The sequence below is a fragment of the Ancylothrix sp. D3o genome, assembly GCF_025370775.1.
In the GTDB taxonomy this organism is placed as follows: domain Bacteria; phylum Cyanobacteriota; class Cyanobacteriia; order Cyanobacteriales; family Oscillatoriaceae; genus Ancylothrix.
Map to the genome: position 1 here is coordinate 77307 of NZ_JAMXEX010000009.1, position 24833 is coordinate 102139.

The following is a 24833-nucleotide window of genomic DNA, read 5'->3' on the forward strand; positions in this document are numbered from 1 at the left end:
TTTATAGCGCTTTTCGATTAAGCAGAGACAAAAATTATAAAAAACCCGGCTTTTTTTAGAAACCGGGTTTTTCTGCACTACAGTCATCAGAAAAAGGTTATAGGTTATGGGGGGTTTGTATCGAGGTGATTGTACTTTAAAAACAAGCCTAAGGCTGCTGAATCTCGATAACAATTGAGGGAAAATTTAAAAACTACAGAAGCCCTAAATGCTACCTGTCTTGCCGGCAATACCCGCCTGGTTGATCGCAATCAGAATCGGAACTGATGACGCCAATATCAGAAATTATCGGTGTTTGCGCGATTTCAAAAGTTGGGGAGTGAGCGTTGGTTGTCTGAAGTGACGACATATTAACTGTTGCGGCCAGCGATAGACCAAATGGCAAAAACAAGCGAAAATATTTCATAGGGGTGTCCTGTATTAAGAGCTTCCAATTTTTGATTCGGCACCCCGCCGGTACTGACCGGATTAAATCGTTCGACTGCTTTTATCTGCGCCGTCCGCCGCTGTCGGGCGCCGGCGGATCGTTGCCTTGGGCTGTCTGCGCGGTACCGGCAACTCGAAATTCATGCGAGCCGGTGTATAAAGAAGAAATATTTGCTGTGACGCTCATAAATAGCAAGCTTGTGAAAACCAATGAGGCGTAGGGACGCATAAAAAAAATACCCGTATCAATCATTCCTTTTACTGATACGGGCTGCCGGTTGGTTATCAGGACAAAACAAGGCGAGAGCAAAAAATTATTTCAAGTTTTTTTGCTCTTGGCTTAAGTAAATTCTTCGTAGTAACTTTTTCAGGGGTTACAAACGTGATTATGAGTGGATCACTTCCGCAATAACTATGACAATAAAGCCGCAATTTGATCGAGCAAAGAAGCCGGCTCCCAAGGTTTGGTAAAATAAGCCGTAACTCCACAAGATGCCGCCCGCTGCCGGCATTGTTCGCTATCGCGGGAAGATAAAATTGCAACGGGTAAATTTCTAGTATTAGGATGAGCTCGAAGATTGGCGAGCAACTCTAACCCATTCATGCGAGGCATTTCTAAATCGGAAATAACTAAATCAAAAGCTGAGGCACTACGTTTTAATTCTTCTAAAGCTGCTTTGCCATCGTTACACTGGGTGACTTGATAGCCAGCCCCGCTTAAAAGCTGGTCTAATGCCCGCCGCACCGCTATCGAATCATCTGCAATTAAAATGGCCGGTTTGGAGGGAAAAAACGCGGCTGGTAACGGACAATAGGGAACCCGTAAAGCTTCCCCATCAATCTCCCTTTCTTCAAGGGTTTCTGCTTGAGTTTCAGCCTCAATTGTAGCGGGGGATGCTGGGTGATTTTCTTCTTGTCTTAAATTTGCCGGTTCGCTGTTGCTTTCTGGGTAGGGAGAAGCGAATGCGGTGTTTGTATTTGCTTGACTAAGGGTTATTTTTTCATTTAACTCGTGCGGCGAAATAACCGGCACTATTTCGCCACTTCCTAATACCGTACACCCAGCCAAGTATGCTGGGACAGGGACAGTTTCATCAAAAGATTTAATCACTAATTCACGTTCTTGAAGAATGGCATCTACCGCTACAATTATCGGCTCACTGCTGACTTCTAAAACGAGGCCGACGGTGGGATGGGTGGGGCTGGTTTCTCTACCGCCAGCGCGTCCGTAGGGCAATAAATCGATTAAGGCATAAGCGCGGATATTTTCTTCGTTCCAAACCACATAACTTGCCGGTTTAATTCCCCCTAATGAATTATTAGGAGGGGCTGGTAAGGGTTTTTCTGATAAGTCTATAATTCCTAAAATATTCAAGCAAGGAATGGCTAAAGTGCGAGAGCCACACCGGCATAATAAGAGCTTGACAATCCTGAGTTTAAAGGGAACATTAATAGTAAATTTTGTGCCAACTCCTGAGCGGGTTTCTACTTGGAATGTTCCGCGCATCCTGGCGATTTGATAGCGAACAATATCTAAGCCAAATCCGCGCCCAGATAAATCGCTTTTGGTGGTGGCGGTTGAAAATCCGGGTGTGAAAAGAAATTCTAAAATTTCTTCGTCTTTGAATTGTTCAAGGGGAGTATTTGGTGCTATTAAATTAATTTCTTTAGCTCGCCGATAAATGGCTTCAGTATCGATGCCGCGTCCGTCATCTTCCAAAGAAATTGTTAGATAATTTGCCGAAATTTGCGCTGATAAAAAGATTTTTGCTATTTTTGGTTTCCGGGCTTCAACTCGCTGGGAGGTTGTTTCAATACCGTGATCAAAAGCATTGCGAAATAGGTGGGTTAAGGGAGTGTGCAATTGTTGTAAAAGTGCTTGATCAATGAGTAAGTCTTTGCCTTTTACGACTAATTCAACAGTTTTATCATATTGTTGGTTAAGGTTTTGCAAAGAAGCTTGAAATCTGTCTGTGAGTAAGCCAAAGTTTACTAACCGTGATTGTGTTAAATTTTCGTTTAAGTTTTGGAGGGAGTTGTGCAGCCGATCAAGGGTTTCTTGGATCTCGCTGGCTAACAAATCCATATCGGCTCTACTTTCATAAATTTGCACGACTAACTCGTAAAATTCGTGCGAATTTTCATTAAATTTTGGGGCAATTACAGCTTCGGGGCTGTTAGGAAATTCCAAGTCTAGGGCGGGAATGGGATTCGGTGTTTCGCTATTTTTTGGGGGATAGCTGTTAAGAAATTGAAGTTGTTCATTGCTTTCTTGCTTCTCTGGTTGCTTGACTGAGTTGGCAATTACATTGTTAGTAATGACATTGTTGCGTCTCGCGGCTTCGGTTCGCAATGACATTATTTGTTTTTTGAGGTTGCGGCTGGTTTGAGAAAGTTGTTGTTGATATTCTGAAAGTTGTTGATAATTGATAAATAATTCTCCTACGCTGTCGCTGAGGCGGTCGAGTTGTTCCACCGGCACTCGCAATGTTAAGGATGCCGGTGTTGCTGGATTTTTTTCAGGCTTGCTAACTACATATTTCAAAAATCGTTCGGGAATTGTCAATTTATCTTGAGATTGTTGGTTTTTGGGGGATTTTCCAGCGTTTTCTTGCTCGGTTTCTCCTGAGTTTTGCTTAACAACCTCTTTGTTTTCTTCGGACAATTGATTATCGGTTTCTGAAAGGCTGATCTTTTTGATTATCTCCTCTTTCCATTGCCTAATTAAAGTACAAATTTGCAGGAGAAATTTCTCTAAAGCGGATAAATCTGGGGGTAAATTTGTTATGATAATTTCCGCTACTTTTCCTAAAAAGCTCAAATTATAAACTTCGCTCAACAAAGTTATTTCCTCAGCAAAACTTGTCAGAGCTTCTTTAAGATTTATATAAAAAGGCAGAGAACTTTCTAAGGTTGCCGGTGAATCTTCTCTAATCGTTAAATTAATGTGATGGCCGGTGAGCGGCAATTGGCTTTCTGTTAGATAATTTTCTTGGCTAGGGAGGAGGTGTTCAGAATTGTGGTTAGCAGCCTCCTGTAACAAAGCTTCAAGGCGCTGAAGACCAGTTTCCAGGTCAACAGAAATCGCAGTTTTTATACAAGCTTGCTGGTTGGGAGTTACGTTTGAAAAATCCCCACTAAATTGTAATGTCTCATCTTCTTCTAAAAGAAGTTGCAGGTAATTTTCTGTTAAATTTTTAAGGTGTTGACTAGGTGATAAAATAACACCTTGACTCATTTCTTCGGGATGTTTTGCTTCGAGGGGATTCAGATTTAAGAGGAGGGATGCTTGGTTAATTAAATCATAAATTTCTTGAAACTTTTGGGCGATGAGTTCGATTTTTGAGTTATCTTCCGGGTATTGAATGAGTTGTTCAAATAAATCTTCAAGCTGGTGGGCAAGTTGGCAAATGTTGGGTAATTGAGCAATACCGGCTCCGCCTTTGAGGGTGTGTGCGGCGCGAATTAAAGCCGTATATCCGCGATAATTTTCACTTTTTTCTTTTGTGAGCAAATCAGAAATTCCTTGTTTAAGGATGGCAAGATTTTCTGGAGCTTCTTCTTCCAAAAATAAGAGGCGGGATTGCTCGGTAATGGCTTCTAATTGTTGGCGAGACAGGGAACGAGTTGGCGGCGAGGTTTTAGCCCTATCTTGATTCATAATCGTTTTGATATTCACGAAGTTGAACCCAGTTTAACGAGAACGGTCATTATCGGGGCGAAAGCGTGAGACAGATTCTTGCAAAGCCTGGGCGACAACGACCAATTCGCGCAGGTTTTGGGCAACGGCTTCTGATTCAGCAGAGGTGGTTTCGGCAAGGTTGGTGGTGGCTTGCATAGTTTGATTGACTTGATGGGAAGATTGGGCCTGAGAAACGGTGCTCGCGGAAATAGACTGCAAAAGCTGGTTAATGTTTTGATTGATCGTGGCTAATTTGGCGAGGGTGTTTTGGGTTTTGACGACGGCTTTGATGCCGGTGTCTACACTGTAGGAGGCTTCATCCATTGTTTGTAAAGCTTCATGGCTGGCTTGTTGAATGGAGGCTAATAATTGTTCAATTTCTTTTGCTGAGTCGCTGACTCGTTCGGCTAAACGTTGAACTTCGCTGGCGACAACGCGAAAAACTTGGCCTTGTTCACCGGCACGGGCGGCGGCAATAGAGGCATTAAAAGCTAATAAATTAGTTTTTTCAGAAATACCGGCAATGATGTAAACAATTTTATAAATTTCTTGGGATGATTCCGCGAGGTAGCGCACTTTTTTAGAGGCTTTAGCAACAATTTCCTCGACTTCATAGATGCTGGTGACGCTTTGAGCAACAATTTTATTTCCGTCTAAGGAGTGCACTGCACCTTGACGGGCAATGACAGCAGCTTTGAGGGTGGCGCTGGCGATGGTTTGCATGGATCGCCCCATGTTGGCAACGGCATTGAGGGCGGTGTTGATGGTTTTGGTTTGGTTGCTGGCGTTGAGGGAGAGGGCTTGTACTTTTTGGGTACTGCGGGTGGCGCTGGAGTGGACTTGGTTGGCGGCGCTTTGGACGCGGCTTACAATTTCGCAGAGGTTGTCGATGGTGCTGTTGATGGCTACGGCGAGTTCTCGCAAGATAGCGCCGCCGCTGGTTTCGAGGTCGCTTTCTACCGGCACTTTTATTGCTAAATCGCCTTGTTTGGCAACGAGTAGGCGGGTGAGTAATAAGTTCATGCCTTGTTGGAGGCGTTCTTTTTCGCGTTTTTGAAAGGCGGCTTCGGCAAGTAAGCGGCGTGTTTGTTCTTCGAGGATGCCGGTGGCGGCGTTGATGGTGCCGGCGAGGGTGTTAAAGGTTTCTGCGAGTTGTTTGATTTCGTCTTTGCCGCTTACGGTGGCGCGGGCGCTGCGATTTCCTCGTGTAAAGTCTGTGGTGGCTTCTGTGATTTGTTTAAGGGGTTGGGTGAGGGTTTGGCACAAAAACAGTAATAACCACAGTTCTAATGCCAAGGCAATAGCGATCAAAAGCAGCAGGCCGATGACGGTTAGAACGTCGCTAAAAAGGGGATTGTTAAGGTTTTCTGGTGTGCCTCTGAGGAGGATTACGGTGGGAGTGTTAGGGTTTTTTGGTTGGAGGGCTTTGGCTGTAAATCTGTAGGTTTTGTTGTTTATTTTGAGCCGGTGGCTGAGGATTTTTTCTGGTGTGTTACCGGCTTTTATTAAAAGTTCATTTATATCGGGGGAAATTCCTTGATTTTTTCTTTGTATATTTCCTGTTTCTGCTAGGATTTCGAGGCGGTCATTTTGATCTTTTTCATAAATGCCGCTGTAGCCTCCGTTAAAGGTTTTTACTGTGTTTTCTGTGGCTGTTTTTTCGCTTTTTTGCAGGTTGTATAGGGTTTCTGTGGTGGCGAGTTGGGCCACAGAGAGGTTTCTATTTTGTTGCTCCTGGCTGATATTTTTGAGGAATAAACCGGCGCCGACTACGGAGCCTAGGGTGAGGAATTGCGTCACCAAAAAAAAGATAATTTGTTTTTGGAGTATCGGTTGGTTGCTGAAAGATTTTTTAAGTTTTGATTGCAACCATCTCACTTTAGCGCTTTTTGAAATCTCTGTTTTTGGCCGAGAATTATTGCCATCGATTGTAGAGGCGGGTTTATCAAAGATGTTTGTTGGGGGCTCAGATGTGGATGAAACGGCCCGTAAATTTTGTGCGGGGTTTGGGTTGGTTTGGGGTGGTAGAAGGGATGCAGCCGATGAAAAAACTCCACCTGGATCGGCTCTGGCAACTTCTGAGTAAAGTGCTTTGGCTTCTTCGAGGAGTCCCTGTTGGCTTAAAGCTTCTGCTAAATGGATTTTTGCTATCCAATCACTGGGGTTTTGATTGATTTTTTCTCTTAGTGCGTCTATGGTTTCTAACATTAGGGTGGAATTGGGAATTGGGAATTGGGAGGGGAAAGTTTAGAGGATAAAATAAAGTTTTGATGGATATTTAAATGTTGAGGCTATAGTTTTTCGGCAGGTATAGGTTTAATATAACGAATCTTGGAAAGTTTGAAAATTTTTATATAAAGTGGGGCTGGAAAATTTTATAGGTCTGATGTTTTTATTTTGGGCTAGGGTTCGACGAGTCGCAAGGCGGCGAAAACTGCTGAGACGTTTAAAACAGCAACGGACTCGTCTTCAATTTTGACCACACCAAGGAAAAACGAGCTAAAGGCGGGGGAAAAGTCTTCGGGAATGGCGGTGATGTTTGTTTTGTCTATCTGTACAACTCCTTTGAGCGCAGAGACGACACAAGCGAGTCTTTGAGGGGGCACTCCCTTTTGGCTGTTTAAACAGTTGGTAATTAAAAGCACTGTCAGACTATCCCATTTTCCGTAATCGATGGGGGAGGGAGCCAGCCCTAGCAGTTCGCTGAGTAAGTCTGCAAGTTCTAATACCCAGATGAGTTGTCCGTTTTGGTTAACGACTCCGAGTAAGGCGGTGGCGACTCCTGGGATGGGACAAATGTCTCCGTAAGCTACGCTAAAAACTTCTGCAACGTTTTCTATGGGCAGTGCTAGACGAGCGGACTGCCGTAGCTGAATACAGAAGTAGTCTTTCAAGGGGATATCGGGAGAGGGGGGATAAGTCGATTGGTTGGATAGCTGTATTTTACTATCTTGGGGGTTCATGCACAGGCATTGCTGGGCTGGAGTTGAATTTGTGTTTGCTGAGTTTCACTGTAGAGGTTGGTTTCGATGGTGTTGATCAGTTGTTGGGGGTAAAAGGGTTTGGTTAGGTAGTCGGTGGCTCCGACCATGCGGGCTCTGAGTTTATCTACTATACCGTCTCTGCCGGTGACCATGACGATGGGTATGTCTTTGAGCAAGCTGGAGTTTCGCAGCATTTTGCAGAGTTCATAGCCGCTGATTTCTGGCATATTGATATCGAGCAAAATTAGGGCGGGTTTTTGTTTGGCTAAGATTGTCAGGGCGGCGGCGGGTTGGGTGAGGCTTAAAACTTGATAACCGCTGGCTTCGAGGGTGAGTTTGACTTGGCGCTGGGCGGTTTTGCTGTCGTCTATGCAGGCTATGAGGGGGCGCTGATGGCGCTGGGGTTCTTGATAGGTGCTCATGCTAACGGCGCCTGATTTTACGGCGGGTTTTAAGAGGGTGGCGAGGGATAAGGTGTCTATTTTTAAGAGGGTGGCGGCTTCGTAAAGGCTGATGTTTTTTCTGATAACTTTGGCGAAGGTTTTAAGAAATTCCATGTTGCCAATTTTCGGCCATATTATTTTGCAGAGTTTTTCGATGTCTTGGACGATGGGCCTTTGGTATGGTGAGGGGATCTCGTTATAAAGTTTTACCCATTGATTGATAAAGCCTTTGACTGGTGTAACGATTTCTTTGATGGGAAGGGAGAGCAAAATCGGGTCTAGTCCGAGGTTTTTTTCAAATTGTAGGGTGGCTTGGGGGATGGATAAAATTTGTACAAAGGCTTCTTCTGTGAGCCAGGTTAGGAGTTTGCGTGCTTGTTGTAAGGAGATTTTGCCGGTTTGCCAGTAATGACAAATTACTTCGTAGTCTGAGGAGAATTGTTCCATTGAGACTAATTTTAGTTCGGGATAGTACCACTGAAGTAGGTAGGGTAAACGTTCATGGTGTCCCATTGCGCTAGAGGCAAAATGTACTTGTCCTTTGCCAAAATATACGCGCCAAAATACTGAGGTGTCGTTGGGATCGCCGATGGTTAACCGGCCTGTGAGTTTCTTGCTGACTATGCTGGTGAGGGCTTTGGCCGGTGATGCGATCATTTTTGATTGTTCAGTTATCAGTCTTGAAGTTTGCAAGAGGTTGGTAGTCATAGGGTTTGTCCTTGGTAATTTTTGTTACGGAAGTGGTATTTACGTTAGAATTTCGTTCTGTTTGAGGCTTTGGGCCTCGATTTTTATCTATAAAACTCTATGTTTCTATGAGTTTCATTTTAACGGCTCAAGATGTATATTGATTCTGCCCATTTGCGTATTCTCTTAGGCTGATTGTTTTACCCTCTCTGCTTTTTTAAGGTTTCTTGATTTTTCCTTTGGTGTAAACTCCTACAATGCTTGCTGGTATTCCCCTTTGTCCTACGATTTTTGCTGAGATTAATTACTCTATATGTGACTGAAATCACACTTTTTCATTACTTTAAATTTAGGAAGAAAATTTAAAGTTTTAGCTGTGAGCGCTTATTAATAATTCTAAAAGTCTGCGTTTGACTCGACATCCGTGTAATTCAATAAATTGCTAATATTTCAGCACTCTGTACAAATACGACACGGCGATTAGTAATAATACGGGGAGAGCGTTGCGTGTTTGTACGGAGACAGGCTTGGTGTCTAGGTTTAGGGCAATATTGGCCCTGGGGATAGACTGTGGGGAATGTGGAAACCCAGTTTTTTATGTAGCGATTTTGGCTGATTCTTTATATCTTTTTACAAGAGCTATTGCCTTGCTACATCGCTCTGAAGACAGATATCGGCTTACGCAAAAGGTTGCAGAGGTTTCTAAAGTTTACGTTTCTTCAAGGCGACTGAGAAATTGATGGGTTTGAGGGCCGGTTTTTTTAGGATGCGGTGTCTATTTTTTCTCTCACCCATTTACGAAATGCTTTTAAAACGGTACTTATCGGCGCAGTATCGCTGATTTCGACAAATTGAGTAATGGCTTCTTTGATAGGGAAATTCGGGATATTTAGGCTAGTTTCAGATTGGACATATTCGCCATCACGCAATAAATAAATTTCTAATTTACCTTTCTCAAGCCGCCAGATTTCTGGGACTCGTAAGGCTTCATAAGCGCTAATTTGTGTTCGAGAAGTTAAGTCAATTTCTAGTATTAAATCTGGCGGCGTATCTGTGGCAAAATCAAACCGTTTTTTGCCAATCATTGCCTGAGAGTTTTGGATATAAAAGCAATCATCAGGCTCAATACCTGCCATCATTTGCTTGCTTTTAAAGGTAGTCGAACCCAAACAATCCCACTCCATCTCTAACTCATCCAGCACTAGGGTTAACAAACGACCGATGAGAATTTTTATTTTTTCATGTTCTGGTAAAGGCATCCTGATTTCTAACACTCCTTGATAGTAGGCAATCCGCGAGGCTCGATGCTCGCCAAGTTGTTCTAAAATAATTTCAAAATCCTCCCAGCTTACATCAACAAACTGCACCCGCTGTCCGGGGAGAACTTTGATTTGCTTGAGTTGCAGTGTGAACATATCAATTAGTATCTCATTTGAGTTGTTTTTATTGTAGATTACCTTGGCAAGTTGTGTCAATTTATGTCAAAATAAAATGAGGATTAAAAAGTAAAGGAGTAGATACCATGAGTTATGATTACGATTTATTTGTAATCGGGGCAGGTTCGGGCGGACTCGCCAGTTCTAAACGCGCTGCATCCTACGGTGCAAAAGTAGCAATTGCAGAAGGCGATTTAGTTGGTGGAACTTGTGTTATTCGCGGTTGTGTCCCAAAAAAATTGATGGTTTATGCGTCTAATTTTTCCCATTTGTACCAAGATGCAATTGGCTATGGTTGGAGCAAGGTAGAGCCAAGTTTTGATTGGAATAAATTGGTGACGGCGGTAGATAAAGAAGTGCGCCGTTTGAGTGCTTTGCATATCGGTTTTTTGGAAAAAGCCGGTGTAGAATTAATGTCGGGTTTTGCTAAATTAGTTGATGCTCACACTGTGGAAGTTGGCGACAAAAAAATCACTGCTGATAAGATTTTAATTGCAGTGGGTGGAGAAGCAACGAAACCGAATATCCCCGGAATTGAACACACAATTACCTCGCGGGAAATGTTTTTGTTAAAAGAACAACCAAAGCGATTTGTGGTGTTGGGTGGCGGTTATATTGGGGTCGAGTTTGCCTGTATTTTGAATGGCTTAGGTTCACAAGTTACACAAATTATCCGCCGCGATTTAATTTTGCGTGGTTTTGATGAAGATGTGCGCGGAGATATTCAGCAAGCGATGATAAAACATGGTATTAATTTCTTGCTGAATGCGGAGATGGATAAATTACAAATTGAGAAAACTGAGGAAGGTTTAAAATTAACGGTGCCGGTGGGGGAAAAAGAAGAAACAGTAATGGCAGATGCAATTTTGTGTGCTTTAGGGAGAAAGCCAAATTTAGAAAATTTGGGTTTGGAAAATGCCGGTATAGAAACAGTAAAAGGTGCGATTGTTGTTAAGGACGATAGCAGTACAACTCAACCAAATATTTATGCTGTGGGAGACTGTACAGATCGCATTAATTTGACGCCGGTGGCTATTGCTGAAGGGCGTGCTTTTGCAGATACAGTTTTTGGTCATATTCCCCGATATATTAGCCATGAAAATGTGGCATCTGCGGTATTTTCTCAGCCGGAAGCTGCTAGTGTGGGAATGACAGAAGCCGAAGCGCGAGCAAAGTTTGGCGAAAATGTTAAGGTATATCGGGGCCGGTTTCGTCCCATGTTTTATAGTTTGCCAGATGTGGATGAAAAGGCAATGGTTAAACTTATTATTGAGGCAACAACTGAGCGCATTTTAGGTGTTCACATGGTGGGTAAAGATGCGGCGGAAGTGATTCAAGGGATGGCTATTGCTGTTAAGATGGGCGCTACTAAAAAGGATTTTGATGCTACAATTGGCATTCATCCTTCTACTGCGGAAGAGTTTGTGACTTTGCGGTAATTTTTAACCGCAGATAAACGCGGATAAACGCGGATGTTTTATCTGCGTTCATCTGCGGTTTATAAATTCTAGTAAAAATAGGTTGAGATAATGTTTAAATATCCTCGTACTCCCCATATTGAAGGGTCTCGTTTTCAACCCGGAGACGAAGATTTAGAAAGTGTTCCGTTTAAGGTTTTAGAAAATCGCTATGTGGTGGCAGAAGAAAAGGTTGATGGCGCCAACACCGGCATTAGTTTTAATGCAGCCGGTCAAATGTTATTACAAAGTCGCGGACACTATCTCACCGGCGGCGCCAGAGAAAAACATTTTAATTTATTTAAACAATGGGCTTATACTTTAACCGGCCCGCTTTGGGAAGTTTTGGGAACTCGTTACGTTTTATACGGCGAATGGCTTTATGCTAAACACACCGTTTTTTATGATGCTTTGCCCCATTATTTCATGGAATATGATATTCTTGATTTAGAAAATCAGGTGTTTTTGAGTACCGCAAAACGCCGGGAAATGTTGGCCGGTGTGCCGGTGGTTTCTGTGCCGGTTTTATATGAGGGAAAACTCAAGTCGGTAAAACAACTTCAAGAGATGATTAAACAATCAAACTTCATCCAAACCGGCCATTTAGAACGCTTAAAACAAGCTTGTGAAAAGATGGGGTTAGATTTTGAACGGGCAATGAAAGAAACTGATAATAGTAATTTGATGGAGGGGTTGTATTTAAAGGTAGAGGAAAATGGTATTGTGGAGGAGAGATTTAAGTTTGTTCGGGCTGATTTTTTAACGGTAATTCAAAATTCTGAGAGTCATTGGTTAAGCCGGCCTATTATTCCGAATATTCTTAAGGATGGTATGGGTTTATTTTTTTAACCGCAGATGTTAGGCGTAGCCGCGCGGAGCGCTACGCAGATAAACGCAGATGGGTTTTTTGTTTGCATTTGCGGTGATAAATGCAGATGAGTTTTCTGTTCTTATCTGGGGTTTAGTAAATGAATTTTTGATAGGGCTATAATTATGATTAATTGGTTTGAAATTATTTCCCAGTATCCCTGTTTAGAAACTCTCAAAAACTGTCCGCAAAACCCCATCTATCATGCAGAGGGCGACGTTTTAACCCATACAAAAATGGTGGTAGAAACTCTCGTCTCCCTTCCTAAATGGCAACAACTCTCAGAAAGCGAAAAAAACATCTTATTTACGGCGGCTTTACTTCACGATATCGGCAAACCCATCAGCACTACTATCGATGAAAATGGTATTATCTCTTCACGCGGACACGGGCGTAAAGGAACCCAACTTGCTAGATACATTCTTTACGAAAAAAACACCCCTTTTTGGGAACGCGAAAAAATCGTTTCTCTTGTTCAATATAACGGTTTACCTCTGTGGTTTTGGGATAAACAAAACCCTCAACGGGATATTATTAAAGCTAGTCAAGTAATAACTTGTGAATGGCTGGCAATTTTAGCTGAGGCTGATGTTGGTGGTAGAATTTGTGCAGATCAACAAGAACTTTTTGAACGCATTACCTTTTTTAGAGAATTTTGTCAAGAAAATAACTGTTTAACCCAACCTTGGCAATTTGCAGATAATTACAGCCGGTTTGTGTATTTCCATAAAGAGAAAAGTGACCCAAATTATCAAGCATTTGATGATAGCCGGTGTCAAGTTGTTGTTATGTCTGGACTACCGGCCAGCGGCAAAGATACTTGGATACAAAATAACCTTCCAAACTGGCCGGAAATTTGCCTAGACAAAATTAGACAACAAATTAACATCTCACCGGAAAAAGACCAATCAATAGTAGTCAATTTTGCCAAAGAAAAAGCCAAGGAATATTTAAGACAAAAACAAAGCTTCGTCTGGAATGCCACCAACACCACCAAACAAATGCGCCAACAATTAATCGATTTATTTGTTGGTTATAAAGCAAAAATTCGCCTTGTGTATTTAGAAGCACCATTAAACGAAATATTAGAGAGAAATAGCCAAAGAAACCAGCCGGTACCGGAAAATATTATAGAGAAATTAGCAGGCCGGTTAGATATACCCGACCCTACCGAAGCCCACGAGGTAGAATGGGTGATACAATAAAACTTTAGAAACCGCATTTCTTCCTAGATATCCAGATGAAAGCTTAAATATTGCAGAGAAACCCCCTTTCTTTGCCTACAGGAGAAAACCTTATGATTTCCCTAACCACACAAGAAATTACCTTTGACCAATTCCTAGAAGAATGCCCCGAAGACGGCATCTATGAACTTGTAAATGGAGAAATTATACAAATTTTATCAACCCGACAACATATTGATATTGCCAGTGAAATTATATTCGCATTTAAAGAAGAAATTAAACGACAAAACCTAAATTACGTCGTCAACAACACCGCCGCCATCAAAACAACAACAAAAAAAGGAAAGATCCAAGGACGCCGGCCAGATGTTAGCGTCATAAACCGAGAACAGTGGAGATCAAACCGCGAAGCATATGCAGCATTAGAAGAACCAATACAACTAGCAGTAGAAGTCACCTCAACAAACTGGGAAGACGACTATATCGACAAACTAGATGAATACGAAAGATTAGGAATTAAAGAATATTGGATAATAGATTATCTCGCGATAGGCAGTAGAGAATACCTTGGAAACCCAAAAATCCCCAGCATATTCATATTTAATTTAGACGAAACCGGCAAATATCAACGCACTCAATTTAAAAAAACAGACCGGCTAAACTCCCCCACATTTGGAGAACTCAACCTCACAGCCGAACAAATCTTAAACACATAAAAACTCAAATGTCATCAAAAAACTACCCGCAAACCGGCACCAAAGACCACAAAACCCGTAAAATAGTTTGGATTTAGCAAACCGACCCACAACCGGCCCCTGCAAATCTAAAAACGAAAAACTAAAAACAAAAATCCCTATGCCTCGCCGCGACGACATCCAAAAAATTCTAATCCTGGGCGCCGGCCCCATCATTATCGGGCAAGCCTGCGAATTTGACTACTCAGGTACACAAGCTTGTAAAGCCCTGCGAGAAGAAGGCTATGAGGTGATACTCGTCAACTCAAACCCAGCCACCATTATGACCGATCCGCAGACCGCAAACCGCACCTACATCGAACCCTTAACCCCAGAAATTTTAGAAAAAATCATAGCCAAAGAAAGACCCGACGCCATCCTTCCCACAATGGGAGGACAAACCGCCCTTAACCTAGCCGTCGCCCTCTCCAAAAACGGCACCCTTGAAAAATATGGCGTAGAATTAATCGGCGCCAAACTCCCCGCCATTGAAAAAGCCGAAGACCGGCTACTCTTCAAAGAAGCAATGGCAAAAATCGGCGTCAACACCTGCCCCTCCGGCATCGCCACCACCCTCGAAGAAGCCAAAGCAGTCGCCAAACAAATCGGCTACTATCCGATCATCATCCGTCCCGCCTTCACCCTCGGCGGTAGCGGCGGCGGTATTGCCTACAACCAAGAAGAATTTGAAGAAATGGCCCAAGGCGGACTCGACGCCTCCCCCGTATCCCAGATCCTCATCGAACAATCTCTCCTCGGCTGGAAAGAATACGAACTCGAAGTAATGCGAGACTTAGCCGATAACGTCGTCATCATTTGTTCGATAGAAAACCTCGATCCTATGGGAGTCCACACCGGCGACAGCATCACCGTCGCCCCCGCCCAAACCCTCACCGACAAAGAATATCAAAGACTCCGCGACCAATCAATCAAAATCATCCGCGAAATTGGAGTCGAAACCGGCGGTAGCAACATCCAATTTTCCGTTAACCCCACCAATGGCGATGTCGTTGTCATTGAAATGAACCCCCGCGTTTCCCGTTCCTCCGCCCTCGCCTCCAAAGCCACCGGCTTCCCCATCGCCAAACTCGCCGCCAAACTCGCCGTCGGTTACACCCTCGACGAAATACCCAACGACATCACCAAAAAAACCCCCGCCAGCTTTGAACCAACCATCGACTACGTTGTAACCAAAATCCCCCGCTTCGCCTTCGAGAAATTCCCCGGTACCACCAACACCCTCACCACCCAAATGAAATCAGTCGGTGAGGCAATGGCCATCGGGCGTACCTTCCAAGAATCCCTCCAAAAAGCCCTCCGTTCCCTCGAAACCGGACGCGCCGGCTGGGGTTGCGACAAAGAAGAAGTCATTCCCAGCCTAGAACAAATCCGCGCCAACCTCCGCACCCCCAACCCCGAACGCATCTTTACAATTCGTCACGCAATGCTGATGGGCATGACTGCTGAGGACATTTACGAACTCACCGGCATTGATATCTGGTTCCTCGACAAAATGCAGGATATCCTACAAACGGAAAAATTCCTCAAACGCACTCCCCTAAAATCCTTGACAAAAGAGGAGATGTATGATATTAAGCGTCAAGGATTCAGCGACCGGCAAATTGCCTACGCCACAAAAACCAAAGAAGACGAAGTACGCGCCTACCGCAAACAACTAGGCGTGGTGCCGGTGTACAAACTCGTAGACACTTGCGCCGCCGAATTTGAAGCCAAAACCCCCTACTACTATTCCACCTACGAAGAAGAAACCGAAGTCATCCCCTCCGAAAGACGCAAAGTAATGATCCTCGGAGGCGGCCCCAACCGCATCGGCCAAGGCATAGAATTTGATTATTGCTGTTGCCATGCCTCATTTTCTTTGCGAGAAGATGGGTTTGAAACCATCATGGTTAACTCCAACCCAGAAACCGTTTCTACCGACTACGACACCAGCGACCGGCTTTACTTTGAACCCCTGACAAAAGAAGATGTTTTAAACATCATCGAAGCCGAAAATCCAGAAGGAATCATCGTACAATTTGGCGGACAAACCCCCCTCAAACTTGCAGTACCCCTGCAAGACTTTTTAAACCGGCAACAAGCCAAAACCAGCTTAGGAGAAGTAGTAAAAACCAAAATTTGGGGCACCTCTCCTGATTCTATCGACACCGCAGAAGACCGCGAACGCTTTGAGAAAATTCTGCGGAAACTGAATATCAAACAACCCGAAAATGGTACTGCCCGCAGTTTCGATGATGCCTTAATTGTCGCTAAACGCATTGGCTATCCGGTGGTGGTTCGTCCCAGCTATGTTTTAGGCGGACGGGCAATGGAAATTGTTTACTCAGATGCCGAACTAGAACGGTATATGACGTTTGCTGTGCAAGTTGAACCAGACCACCCAATTTTAATTGATAAATTCCTCGAAAATGCGATTGAGGTTGATGTCGATGCCTTAGCCGATCACACGGGACGGGTAGTAATTGGTGGCATAATGGAGCACATCGAACAAGCAGGAATTCACTCTGGTGATTCGGCTTGTTCTATTCCCTACATCACGCTTTCTGAAAGTTTGGTGGAAACAATTCGTAACTGGACAGTGCAACTTGCCCAAGAGTTAAAAGTTGTCGGGTTAATGAATATCCAATATGCCATCAAAGGCGACGAAGTTTATATCCTTGAAGCAAACCCCCGCGCTTCACGGACGGTGCCTTTTGTCTCGAAAGCAATTAATGTACCTTTGGCAAAAATGGCTTCGCGGGTGATGTCAGGAAAAACTCTTGTATCGTTAGGTTACACAGAGGAAATTATCCCCAAACATATCTCTGTTAAAGAAGCGGTTTTACCTTTTGATAAATTCCCCGGCGCCGATACGATTCTTGGGCCAGAAATGCGATCCACCGGCGAAGTGATGGGAATGGATTATGATTTTGGGACTGCCTTTGCTAAAGCAGAATTAGGGGCCGGTCAACGTTTACCCCTCGAAGGTACCGTCTTTGTCTCAATGATGAACCGCGATAAAGACAGTGTTGTGCCCATTGTCCGCGATTTCTTAGAGATGGGTTTCAAAGTCATCGCCACCACCGGCACCCGCAAAGTTTTACACCAAAATGGATTAAAAGATGTCCAACTGGTACTGAAACTTTATGAAGGCCGGCCTAATGTGTTGGATGCGATCAAAAACCAGCAAATTCAACTCATTATTAATACTCCCTCTGGGGAAGATGCCCAAGCCGAGGGCCGGTTAATTCGTCGCACCGCTTTAGGTTATAAGATTCCGATTGTAACGACCATTGCCGGTGCCAAAGCAACCGCCGCCGCCATACGTTCCCTGAAGTCTCAACCGCTGGAGGTTAAAGCACTCCAAGACTTTATCTAAATTGGGAGTTTAGCCTAGTAAACCCCCATAACAGGGGGTTTTTTTCAAGGAGAAGACATAGAGGTTTTTGGAGAGAACCCATAAGAAAAGCCTCTGTGTCCCTCATCACCTTTTTCTGAGTCTTGGCCTTGAAAAAAAAGCTTAAAATTTTGTTTAGCCGGATGCACTTGTGTCCGTCGGTTCTGGGTACTCTTTAGATAAGCTTCCTGAGCCGATTAAAGTATGTCTATGGTAAGAAATTTAGCAAATTTTCCCGAAAAAGCAATCTTACCTAGTAGACAATATTTTCATAAATGTTACAATAGTTTACAACTTAAGGAAAAACTTAACAAAACTTATGACTACCATAATTATTCTTGTCGTTGCCGGTGTAGCCATTGCCGTTGCCGCTAAGGTTTCCGAGTCTGAGAGCCAATCTCAACCAGAGGCTATCCCCGTTCCGGTGAGAGTACGCTCAGACCGGTAAACGAGAGCGGTGTTCAACAACACGGATGCTCAGGCGCCATTACCGCGAACGCTTTGATCGGATGGGTTGCCGGCATTCCGCTTGCGTTGTGCTTGCAAGCGCGTCCGGCGTGGTGAAAATCGCACTTATATTGCAAACCCGTTATTACAAACAATCCGAGATACTGCCATGAAGACTGCCCAGACTTCCACCGATTTAGTCCGCACCTACCTCCGAGAGATTGGCCGTGTGCCGCTGCTGACCCACGAGCAGGAAATTATTTTAGGTAAACAAGTCCAGCGTTGCACTGCTTTGCAAGAATTGAAAGAGCAGTTAAGTTTGGAATTGGGCCGAGAACCAAGTGATGCGGAATGGGCAGAACCGGCCGGTCTGTCGGAAGCTGAGTTACAGCAAACCATAGAAGCCGGTGAGTTAGCAAAGCGCAAGATGGTGGAAGCGAATTTGCGCTTGGTGGTATCGGTGGCCAAGAAATATATTAAACGAAATGTGGATTTATTGGATTTAATCCAAGAAGGAACGATAGGAATGCAGCGGGGTGTCGAAAAATTTGACCCAACTAAAGGATATCGTTTTTCAACTTATGCCTATTGGTGGATACGGCAAGCAATTACTCGTGCTATAGCCGAAAAAGGCCGGACAATTCGGTTGCCGATTCATATTACCGAAAAACTAAACAAAATTAAAAAAGCTCAACGTCAATTGGCGCAAAATTTAGGACGTTCAGCGACGGTGGCGGAGTTGGCGGCGGAATTAGAATTAACACCTAAGCAAATTCGGGAATATTTAGAAAGAGCCCGTCAGCCTTTGTCATTGGATTTGCGGGTGGGGGATAATCAGGATACCGAATTAGGAGAACTGTTAGAAGACACCGGCCCATCGCCTGAAGATTTTGCGGTACAGTCGTCTTTGCGGTCTGACCTGGAGAATATTATGGCTGACCTGACGCCGCAACAGCGTCAAGTTTTATCATTGCGGTTTGGCTTAGAAGATGGACAGGCAATGACGCTGGCAAAAATTGGAGATCGCCTAAATATTAGCCGCGAACGAGTCCGACAAATCGAGCGAGAAGCCTTAACGAAATTGCGGAAACGCAAAGCGGATATGGGAGAATATGTTGCCAGCTAAGGCTATTTGAGATTGTAGATTTAGCTAAACCTTAAATCGAAAATGGCATAGGCAACTATCACGGAGCGAAAATGAAAAATTGGGTCATCCGTAGGTCTTGGTTCGGTTCCGCCTACTCTTAAGTTATAATCGGGTTGTTAAAGTAGTAAAAAGAAAGGAAAAAAGCACCCGATTATAACTGAGCAAAAAAAAACAAGCTCTATCGAAAGGCGGAAATTACTGCGAGGAGATTTATTGTGAATAACTCATCTCATTTTCCAGAACACATCAGCGGCGATCAACCAGAAGCTGGCAATTTACTCTGGCACTATGTCCAGTCAATGAGTCCAGAAACAATTGCCCAACTTTCTAAACCAAACACTGGCGATGTGTTTCAAGTAATGGAACGCAATATCGTAGGTTTGCTAGGCAATTTACCTTCCGAGCATTTTGGGGTAACAATTACAACCAGCCGCGAACACTTAGGCCGGCTGTTAGCATCTGCAATGATGAGCGGATATTTTCTCCGCAACGCAGAACAAAGGATGACCTTTGAAAAATCCCTACAACACGCAGAAACAAGCGCATCCGAAGACGAATAACCGCACTTATTTTATCTGCGTTTATCTGCGTTTATCTGCGGTTAAATAACCCAAACTGGCATCTAAAAAAAATAACCCAAAGCCCAAAAACGGCTCGGCAGAAATGACAAAAACTCTGCCGAATTTGCCGTTTTAGACATTCCCAAAGCGCTTTATTTATGCTATAATCACCCCGCTTTAAATTTCCCAGGCCATAATTATTGAGTTACCCATGATAGAAATTCCTACTCCTATTCCCCATAAAAATATTGGTGTAGCGGTGATTTGGAATCATAGCGGCCAAATTTTGATTGATAAACGCCGGCGTGAAGGTTTGCTGGGGGGCTTGTGGGAGTTTCCAGGGGGGAAGCTTGAGGAGGGAGAGACAATTGAGGAGTGTATTCGCCGGGAAATTTTGGAAGAGTTGGCGATTGATGTGGAGGTGGGAGAGCATTTAATTACGATAGATCATACTTATACGCATTTTCGAGTCACATTAAATGTATTTCATTGCCGGCATTTTGCGGGGGAACCGCAAGCGATTGAGTGTGATGAGATTCGCTGGGTAAGTTTAGATGAAATTGATCAGTTTCCATTTCCGGTAGCTAATATCCAAATTATTGAGGCTTTGCGGGGAGAAATCTAACTTCTTTAAGCCTTCAAAAACCCGGAGGTAAACTTTTATATTTCATTAAAACTGGGTGTGTTTCTGCCGGCCTTAAATCGGATTCAGAAAAAATTGCGCCTTCTAAATTAGCACCTTCTAAATGGGTTCGTGTCAAGTCAGCTTTTCTTAAATCTGCTCCTTGTAAATTAGCATTTCTGAGGTCTGCTTTAGTAAAGTCAACGCCTCTCAAATCTGCTTCGGTGAGGTTGGCGTCGGTGAGGTTAGAACCTGTGAGGTCGGCATTTCTGAGGTCTGCTAAATTTAAATTTGTGCCGGTGAGATCGGCGCGGGTTAAATCTACTTCTCTGAGGTCGGCTTGGGATAAATTGGCTTGTTTTAAATTGGCTGAAACTAAGTCGGCATTTCTCAGTTCTGCTTCTTTTAAATTGGCTTTTTCGAGGTTGGCTTTTCTGAGGTTGGCGTTGGTTAAATCAATGTTTTTGAGGTCGGTTTCGCTGAGGTTGGCTCCGCTTAAATTGGCGTTGCTGAGGTCGGCATCGGTTAGCTGTACGCCGCTGAGGTTGACTTCTGGGAGGGAAACGTTGGGGGCTATCCAGTAGGCACCTATTTCGCTGAGGTCTATTTGTTCGGAAAAACGGGTTTTGATGTCATAGACGGCTTTTTGGAGGTTGGTGCCCTTTAACATTGCGCCTCGGAGGTCTGCACCGCTGAGGTTGGCTCGGAAGAGGTTGGCGTTTTCGAGGTTGGCGTTGATTAGTTTGGCGCTGCGGAGGTTGGCTCCTCGGAGGTCGGCTCTTTTGAGGTTGCAACCGCTGAGGTCTGTGCCGCTGAGGTTGGCTCCTGGGAGGGCGACGTTGGTGGAGATGCAATAGGCGCCGGTGGCAACGGGGTCGATGTTTTGGGAAAATTTGGTTCTGGCATCATAGATGGCTCGTTCTAGGTTGGCTCCGCTGAGGTCGGCTTCGCTGAGGTCTGTGCCGCTGAGGTTGGCGCCGCTGAGGTTGGCGCCGCTGAGGTTGGCTCCGATGATTTTTGCTTCTCGCAAATTGGCTCCGCTGAGGTCGGCGTCTTTGAAGTTGGTTCCGACTAGGAGGGTGCCGCTGAGGTTTGCTTGTCTGAGGTGGCTTTCGGTGAGGTTGGCGAGGTTCAGACAGGCTTTGATCAGGTTGGCTCCGTTGAGGTTGGCTTTTGTGAGGTCGGCGTCTAGGAAGTCGGTGTAGCTAAGGTTGGCTTCGCTGAGGTCGGTGCCGCTGAGGTCTACGCCACGCAAGCTTGAGCCTCGCAGGTTTGCTCCGCTGAGGTTTTCGCCTTTGAGGGGGGTTGCTTGTAGGTTGCTGATTTGTAAGTCGTTGTTGTTTTCTTTGTTGTTTAATAAGGCGCTTAAGTCATTATTGCTGGTGAATGGTTCGCTGTTAAAATTTGTCATTTATTTAATAAAATAGTTGCTCGTTTATAGGGGAAATTATGCGGTTTTTACAAAGGGGTGGGGGTGAAATTTATCTGGGGAATTGATGTCAGTTTTTATATTATCTCTTGTTGGATGTCATGGTGTGGGGGTTTTGGGGACAGGGTTTTGCTATGGCTGGGGGGTACTGGTGAAAATATTTGCTCTGCTGGGGTGTTTTTCTGGGTTGGATGTGTAACAATTGCGTTGCGGGGATGAAAGTTTGTTTTTGCCGGTTCATGGGGTTTAGGGAAGTGTCAAGAAAAATGGAAGTTGAGGGGGTTTAGGCATTTTGGCGCTTGTTGGGGTTATGGGCTTTGGGGAGGGTGGTTTTTGAGGTTTTAATTTTAACACGCATGATTTTAAGGCGGGTTTTGCAGGCTTTAAGCTAGGGTGCCGGTTTTAAGGACGGGGGGCTGAGGTTGTGGATAGGAAGTTGTTAAAATTGGGGTTCTTTGCAGGTGAAAAAAGCGGGGTGCTGGTTGGTGTAGGCTGGGAATATGGCATCTGTAATGTCACAATTTTTATGCAAGAGTAATTTATACAAATAATGAACAGTAGTGAATTGCCCACCGGCACAGCGCAAATTGAGCTTATGGGTTCTCGCCAGTTTCCTGACTGGCTGGCTGAGCAGTCTGTTAGTTTGGCTTTTACGACGTATCAAACCGGCAAGTTGTTTTTGATTGGGTTGCAACCGAATGGCCGGTTATCGATTTTTGAGCGGACGTTTAACCGCGCTATGGGGTTATATGCAACTGCTGATAGTTTGTATATGAGTTCGCTTTTCCAGCTTTGGCGGTTTGAAAATGCTCTGGAACCTGGACAGTTGCATGATGGCTATGACCGGCTTTATGTGCCGCAGTTGGGCTATACAACGGGAGATTTAGATATTCACGATATTGTTTTGGATGATGCACAAAAGATTATTTTTGTCAATACTTTGTTTGGTTGTTTGGCGACGGTAAGTGAGAGATATAGTTTTGAGCCGGTGTGGAAACCGCCGTTTATTTCGCGTTTGGCGGCGGAGGATCGTTGTCATTTGAATGGTTTGGCGGTGGTGGATGGTAAACCGGGGTTTGTGACGAGTGTTTCGGCGACGGATGTGGCAGATGGTTGGCGAGATCGTCGCAAAAGTGGCGGCTGTGTGATTGATGTGGCTAGTAGTGAGGTGGTTTTGTCGGGGTTATCTATGCCGCATTCGCCTCGATTTTATCAGGGCAAGTTGTGGGTTTTGAATTCGGGTACGGGCTATTTTGGTTATGTGGATTTGCAGGCTTCTAAGTTTGTGCCGGTGACTTTTTGCCCTGGCTATCTGCGGGGTTTGGCTTTTGTGGGCAATTTTGCGGTGGTGGGGTTGTCTAAAGCCAGGGGTAATAAGACTTTTTCTGGTTTGGCTTTGGATGATAATTTGGCTGCGGCTGATGCGGAGGCGCGTTGTGGTTTGCAGGTGATTGATCTGCGGACGGGCGATGTTGTCCATTGGTTAAGAATTGATGGGGTGATTGAGGAGTTATATGATGTGGCGGTAATTCCTGGGGTACGCCGGCCTATGGCTTTGGGCTTTAAAACTGATGAGATTCGCCGGGTGATTACTGTGGCTCCGACGTTGTGATGGCAGCAGATATTTGTTAAAAACCTCGGTTTTTTCAAAAAAACCGGGGTTTTTATTGTCGGGAAATGGTCGAGATCGGCTACCCGACAGCCTTGGATTTATAACGATATGATATAAAAGTTGAAACTTCTTAATGAATGTTAATCAATGTCTGTTTTATCCTCCCGCACAAATGAAATCAAAAAGTCGATAACAGAAAAACTGTTGTTTGGCAATGAACCAACGCCAGAGTTAATGGCGATTTTGCTGGTTTATTTTGTTCAAGGTATTTTGGGGTTAGCTCGTCTGGCCGTTAGTTTTTTTCTGAAAGACGAACTTGGCTTATCTCCTGCGGAAGTTTCCGCTTTGTTTGGTATTGTGGCTTTACCCTGGATCGTTAAGCCTTTGTTTGGCTTTATGTCTGATGGTTTACCCATCTTCGGATACCGGCGCCGCCCCTATTTGATTTTGTCTGGTTTGGCTGGTACGTTCGCTTGGGTTGCTTTGGCAACGCTTGTGAATAATGCTATTGCTGCAACGGCTGCGATTGCTTTATCTTCGCTTTCTGTGGCTGTTTCAGATGTGATTGTTGATTCTCTTGTTGTGGAACGAGCGCGCAAAGAATCGCTTAGTGATGCCGGTTCTTTACAGTCTGTTTGCTGGGGTGCTTCTTCTCTTGGTGGATTGATTACGGCTTATTTCAGTGGTGCTTTGCTTCAACATTTCAGCACTCATACTATCTTTTTAATTACGGCAAGTTTTCCTTTAATTGTTTCTGCGGTTGCTTGGTTAATTGCTGAGGTGCCGGTGAATCAATTAAACAGAGAAGATTTATCTCTACAAGATCCTACGCGAACGCAATCTTCTAATAATTTTCAACGGGTAAAACAACAAGTTAGACAACTGCGGCAAGCGCTTTCTCAAAAAGCTATCTGGATGCCAACGGTGTTTTTATTTATTTGGCAAGCTACGCCTTCTGCTGATTCGGCTTTCTTTTTCTTTACGACAAATGAATTAGGTTTTGAACCAGAGTTTTTGGGACGGGTTCGCCTTGTTACGAGCTTGGCTTCTTTGTTAGGAGTTTGGCTGTTTCAAAGATTTTTTAAGATGGTTCCTTTTCGGCGGATTTTTGCCTGGTCTACGGTTCTTTCTGCTGCGTTAGGAATGACGACTTTGCTGTTAGTGACTCATGCTAACCGCGCTATGGGAATTGATGATCACTGGTTCAGTATTGGTGATAGTTTGGTGCTGACGGTGATGGGGCAAATTGCTTATATGCCGGTGTTGGTTTTGGCGGCTCGTCTTTGCCCTGCGGGGGTTGAGGCTACTTTGTTTGCTTTGCTGATGTCGGTTACTAATTTAGCCGGTTTGCTTTCTTATGAGTTCGGTGCTGTGATGATGCACTGGCTGGGCATTAATGAGCATAATTTTGATAAGCTTTGGCTGTTGGTTATGATTACGAATTTTTCTACTTTGTTGCCTTTGCCTTTTATTAATTGGCTGCCTGATAGTAGTGCTAATGGTGAGGGTGCGAGTGGGGATTTGTTGCCGGTTTTGGAGCCGGAACCGGGTACAAATGGGCCGGTAGGTCAACATTTGATTCCAGATTTTATGCCGGAGTTGGTGCCGACTTCGCTTATTTCTGATAAGTTAAAGGCAGAAGACCGCCGGTAAGGTATAGCGGTGGTTTTGGTATCATTTAATCAAGGCAATTGTAATCAAGAGTGGTGGGAAATACC

General features: G+C 44.3%; 19 protein-coding genes. 11 read left to right on the forward strand and 8 right to left on the reverse strand.

What is annotated here, in order from left to right; translation table 11 throughout:
- Positions 1-211 precede the first annotated feature (211 nt).
- From NG798_RS16205 to NG798_RS16235, 7 genes are all read right to left on the reverse strand, one after another.
- Positions 212-406 carry a hypothetical protein gene (locus NG798_RS16205; protein WP_261224723.1) on the reverse strand — a complete coding sequence of 65 codons (195 nt, stop codon included), beginning with the start codon at positions 404-406 and terminating at the stop codon, positions 212-214.
- An 81-nt stretch (positions 407-487) separates the two neighbouring features.
- Positions 488-613 (reverse strand): hypothetical protein, encoded by a 126-nt coding sequence (locus NG798_RS16210; RefSeq protein ID WP_261224724.1) that lies wholly within the window; start codon positions 611-613, stop codon positions 488-490.
- A 225-nt stretch (positions 614-838) separates the two neighbouring features.
- Positions 839-4087, reverse strand: coding sequence for a response regulator (locus NG798_RS16215; protein WP_261224725.1), 3249 nt, complete (start codon positions 4085-4087; stop codon positions 839-841).
- A 33-nt stretch (positions 4088-4120) separates the two neighbouring features.
- A complete protein-coding gene (locus NG798_RS16220) occupies positions 4121-6316 on the reverse strand; it encodes a methyl-accepting chemotaxis protein (RefSeq protein ID WP_261224726.1) in 2196 nt (731 codons plus the stop codon).
- A gap of 194 nt (positions 6317-6510) precedes the next feature.
- Positions 6511-7071 (reverse strand): chemotaxis protein CheW, encoded by a 561-nt coding sequence (locus NG798_RS16225; protein ID WP_261224727.1) that lies wholly within the window; start codon positions 7069-7071, stop codon positions 6511-6513.
- Complete coding sequence (locus NG798_RS16230; RefSeq protein WP_261224728.1) at positions 7068-8243, reverse strand: response regulator; 1176 nt, start codon at positions 8241-8243, stop codon at positions 7068-7070. The genes NG798_RS16225 and NG798_RS16230 overlap by 4 nt, the downstream gene beginning before the upstream one ends.
- Positions 8244-8983: 740 nt before the next feature.
- Positions 8984-9637: a Uma2 family endonuclease gene (locus tag NG798_RS16235; protein ID WP_261224729.1), complete on the reverse strand. Its 654-nt coding sequence runs from the start codon at positions 9635-9637 to the stop codon at positions 8984-8986.
- 107 nt (positions 9638-9744) lie between these two features.
- Between NG798_RS16235 and gor the strand changes: the two genes are divergently transcribed.
- The 9 genes from gor (at position 9745) to mutT (ending at position 20077) form a co-directional block, all read left to right on the forward strand.
- Entirely contained in the window at positions 9745-11097 is a 1353-nt protein-coding gene (gene gor / locus NG798_RS16240) for a glutathione-disulfide reductase (protein WP_261224730.1), read from the forward strand.
- A gap of 90 nt (positions 11098-11187) precedes the next feature.
- Entirely contained in the window at positions 11188-11964 is a 777-nt protein-coding gene (locus NG798_RS16245; protein WP_261224731.1) for an RNA ligase family protein, read from the forward strand.
- 144 nt (positions 11965-12108) lie between these two features.
- Complete coding sequence (locus NG798_RS16250; RefSeq protein ID WP_261224732.1) at positions 12109-13188, forward strand: AAA family ATPase; 1080 nt, start codon at positions 12109-12111, stop codon at positions 13186-13188.
- Positions 13189-13280: 92 nt separating this feature from the next.
- Positions 13281-13883, forward strand: coding sequence for a Uma2 family endonuclease (locus NG798_RS16255; RefSeq protein WP_261224733.1), 603 nt, complete (start codon positions 13281-13283; stop codon positions 13881-13883).
- Positions 13884-14022: 139 nt separating this feature from the next.
- On the forward strand, positions 14023-17280 hold the full coding sequence (gene carB, locus NG798_RS16260) for a carbamoyl-phosphate synthase large subunit (protein ID WP_261224734.1): 3258 nt from the start codon (positions 14023-14025) through the stop codon (positions 17278-17280).
- A gap of 337 nt (positions 17281-17617) precedes the next feature.
- Positions 17618-17746, forward strand: a complete 129-nt coding sequence (locus NG798_RS16265) for a hypothetical protein (protein WP_261224735.1) — start codon at positions 17618-17620, stop codon at positions 17744-17746.
- A gap of 168 nt (positions 17747-17914) precedes the next feature.
- The gene (locus NG798_RS16270) at positions 17915-18871 is read left to right on the forward strand and encodes an RNA polymerase sigma factor, RpoD/SigA family (RefSeq protein WP_261224736.1); all 957 of its coding nucleotides are present in this window, start codon (positions 17915-17917) and stop codon (positions 18869-18871) included.
- A 236-nt stretch (positions 18872-19107) separates the two neighbouring features.
- Positions 19108-19452: a DUF760 domain-containing protein gene (locus tag NG798_RS16275; RefSeq protein WP_261224737.1), complete on the forward strand. Its 345-nt coding sequence runs from the start codon at positions 19108-19110 to the stop codon at positions 19450-19452.
- Between the two features lie 211 nt (positions 19453-19663).
- Positions 19664-20077, forward strand: a complete 414-nt coding sequence (gene mutT, locus NG798_RS16280; RefSeq protein WP_261224738.1) for an 8-oxo-dGTP diphosphatase MutT — start codon at positions 19664-19666, stop codon at positions 20075-20077.
- A 13-nt stretch (positions 20078-20090) separates the two neighbouring features.
- Here mutT and NG798_RS16285 read toward each other — a convergent pair whose 3' ends face one another.
- Complete coding sequence (locus NG798_RS16285) at positions 20091-21485, reverse strand: pentapeptide repeat-containing protein (protein ID WP_261224739.1); 1395 nt, start codon at positions 21483-21485, stop codon at positions 20091-20093.
- A 568-nt stretch (positions 21486-22053) separates the two neighbouring features.
- Between NG798_RS16285 and NG798_RS16290 the strand changes: the two genes are divergently transcribed.
- Positions 22054-23115: a TIGR03032 family protein gene (locus NG798_RS16290; RefSeq protein WP_261224740.1), complete on the forward strand. Its 1062-nt coding sequence runs from the start codon at positions 22054-22056 to the stop codon at positions 23113-23115.
- A gap of 147 nt (positions 23116-23262) precedes the next feature.
- The gene (locus tag NG798_RS16295) at positions 23263-24768 is read left to right on the forward strand and encodes a folate/biopterin family MFS transporter (RefSeq protein WP_261224741.1); all 1506 of its coding nucleotides are present in this window, start codon (positions 23263-23265) and stop codon (positions 24766-24768) included.
- Positions 24769-24833 lie beyond the last annotated feature (65 nt).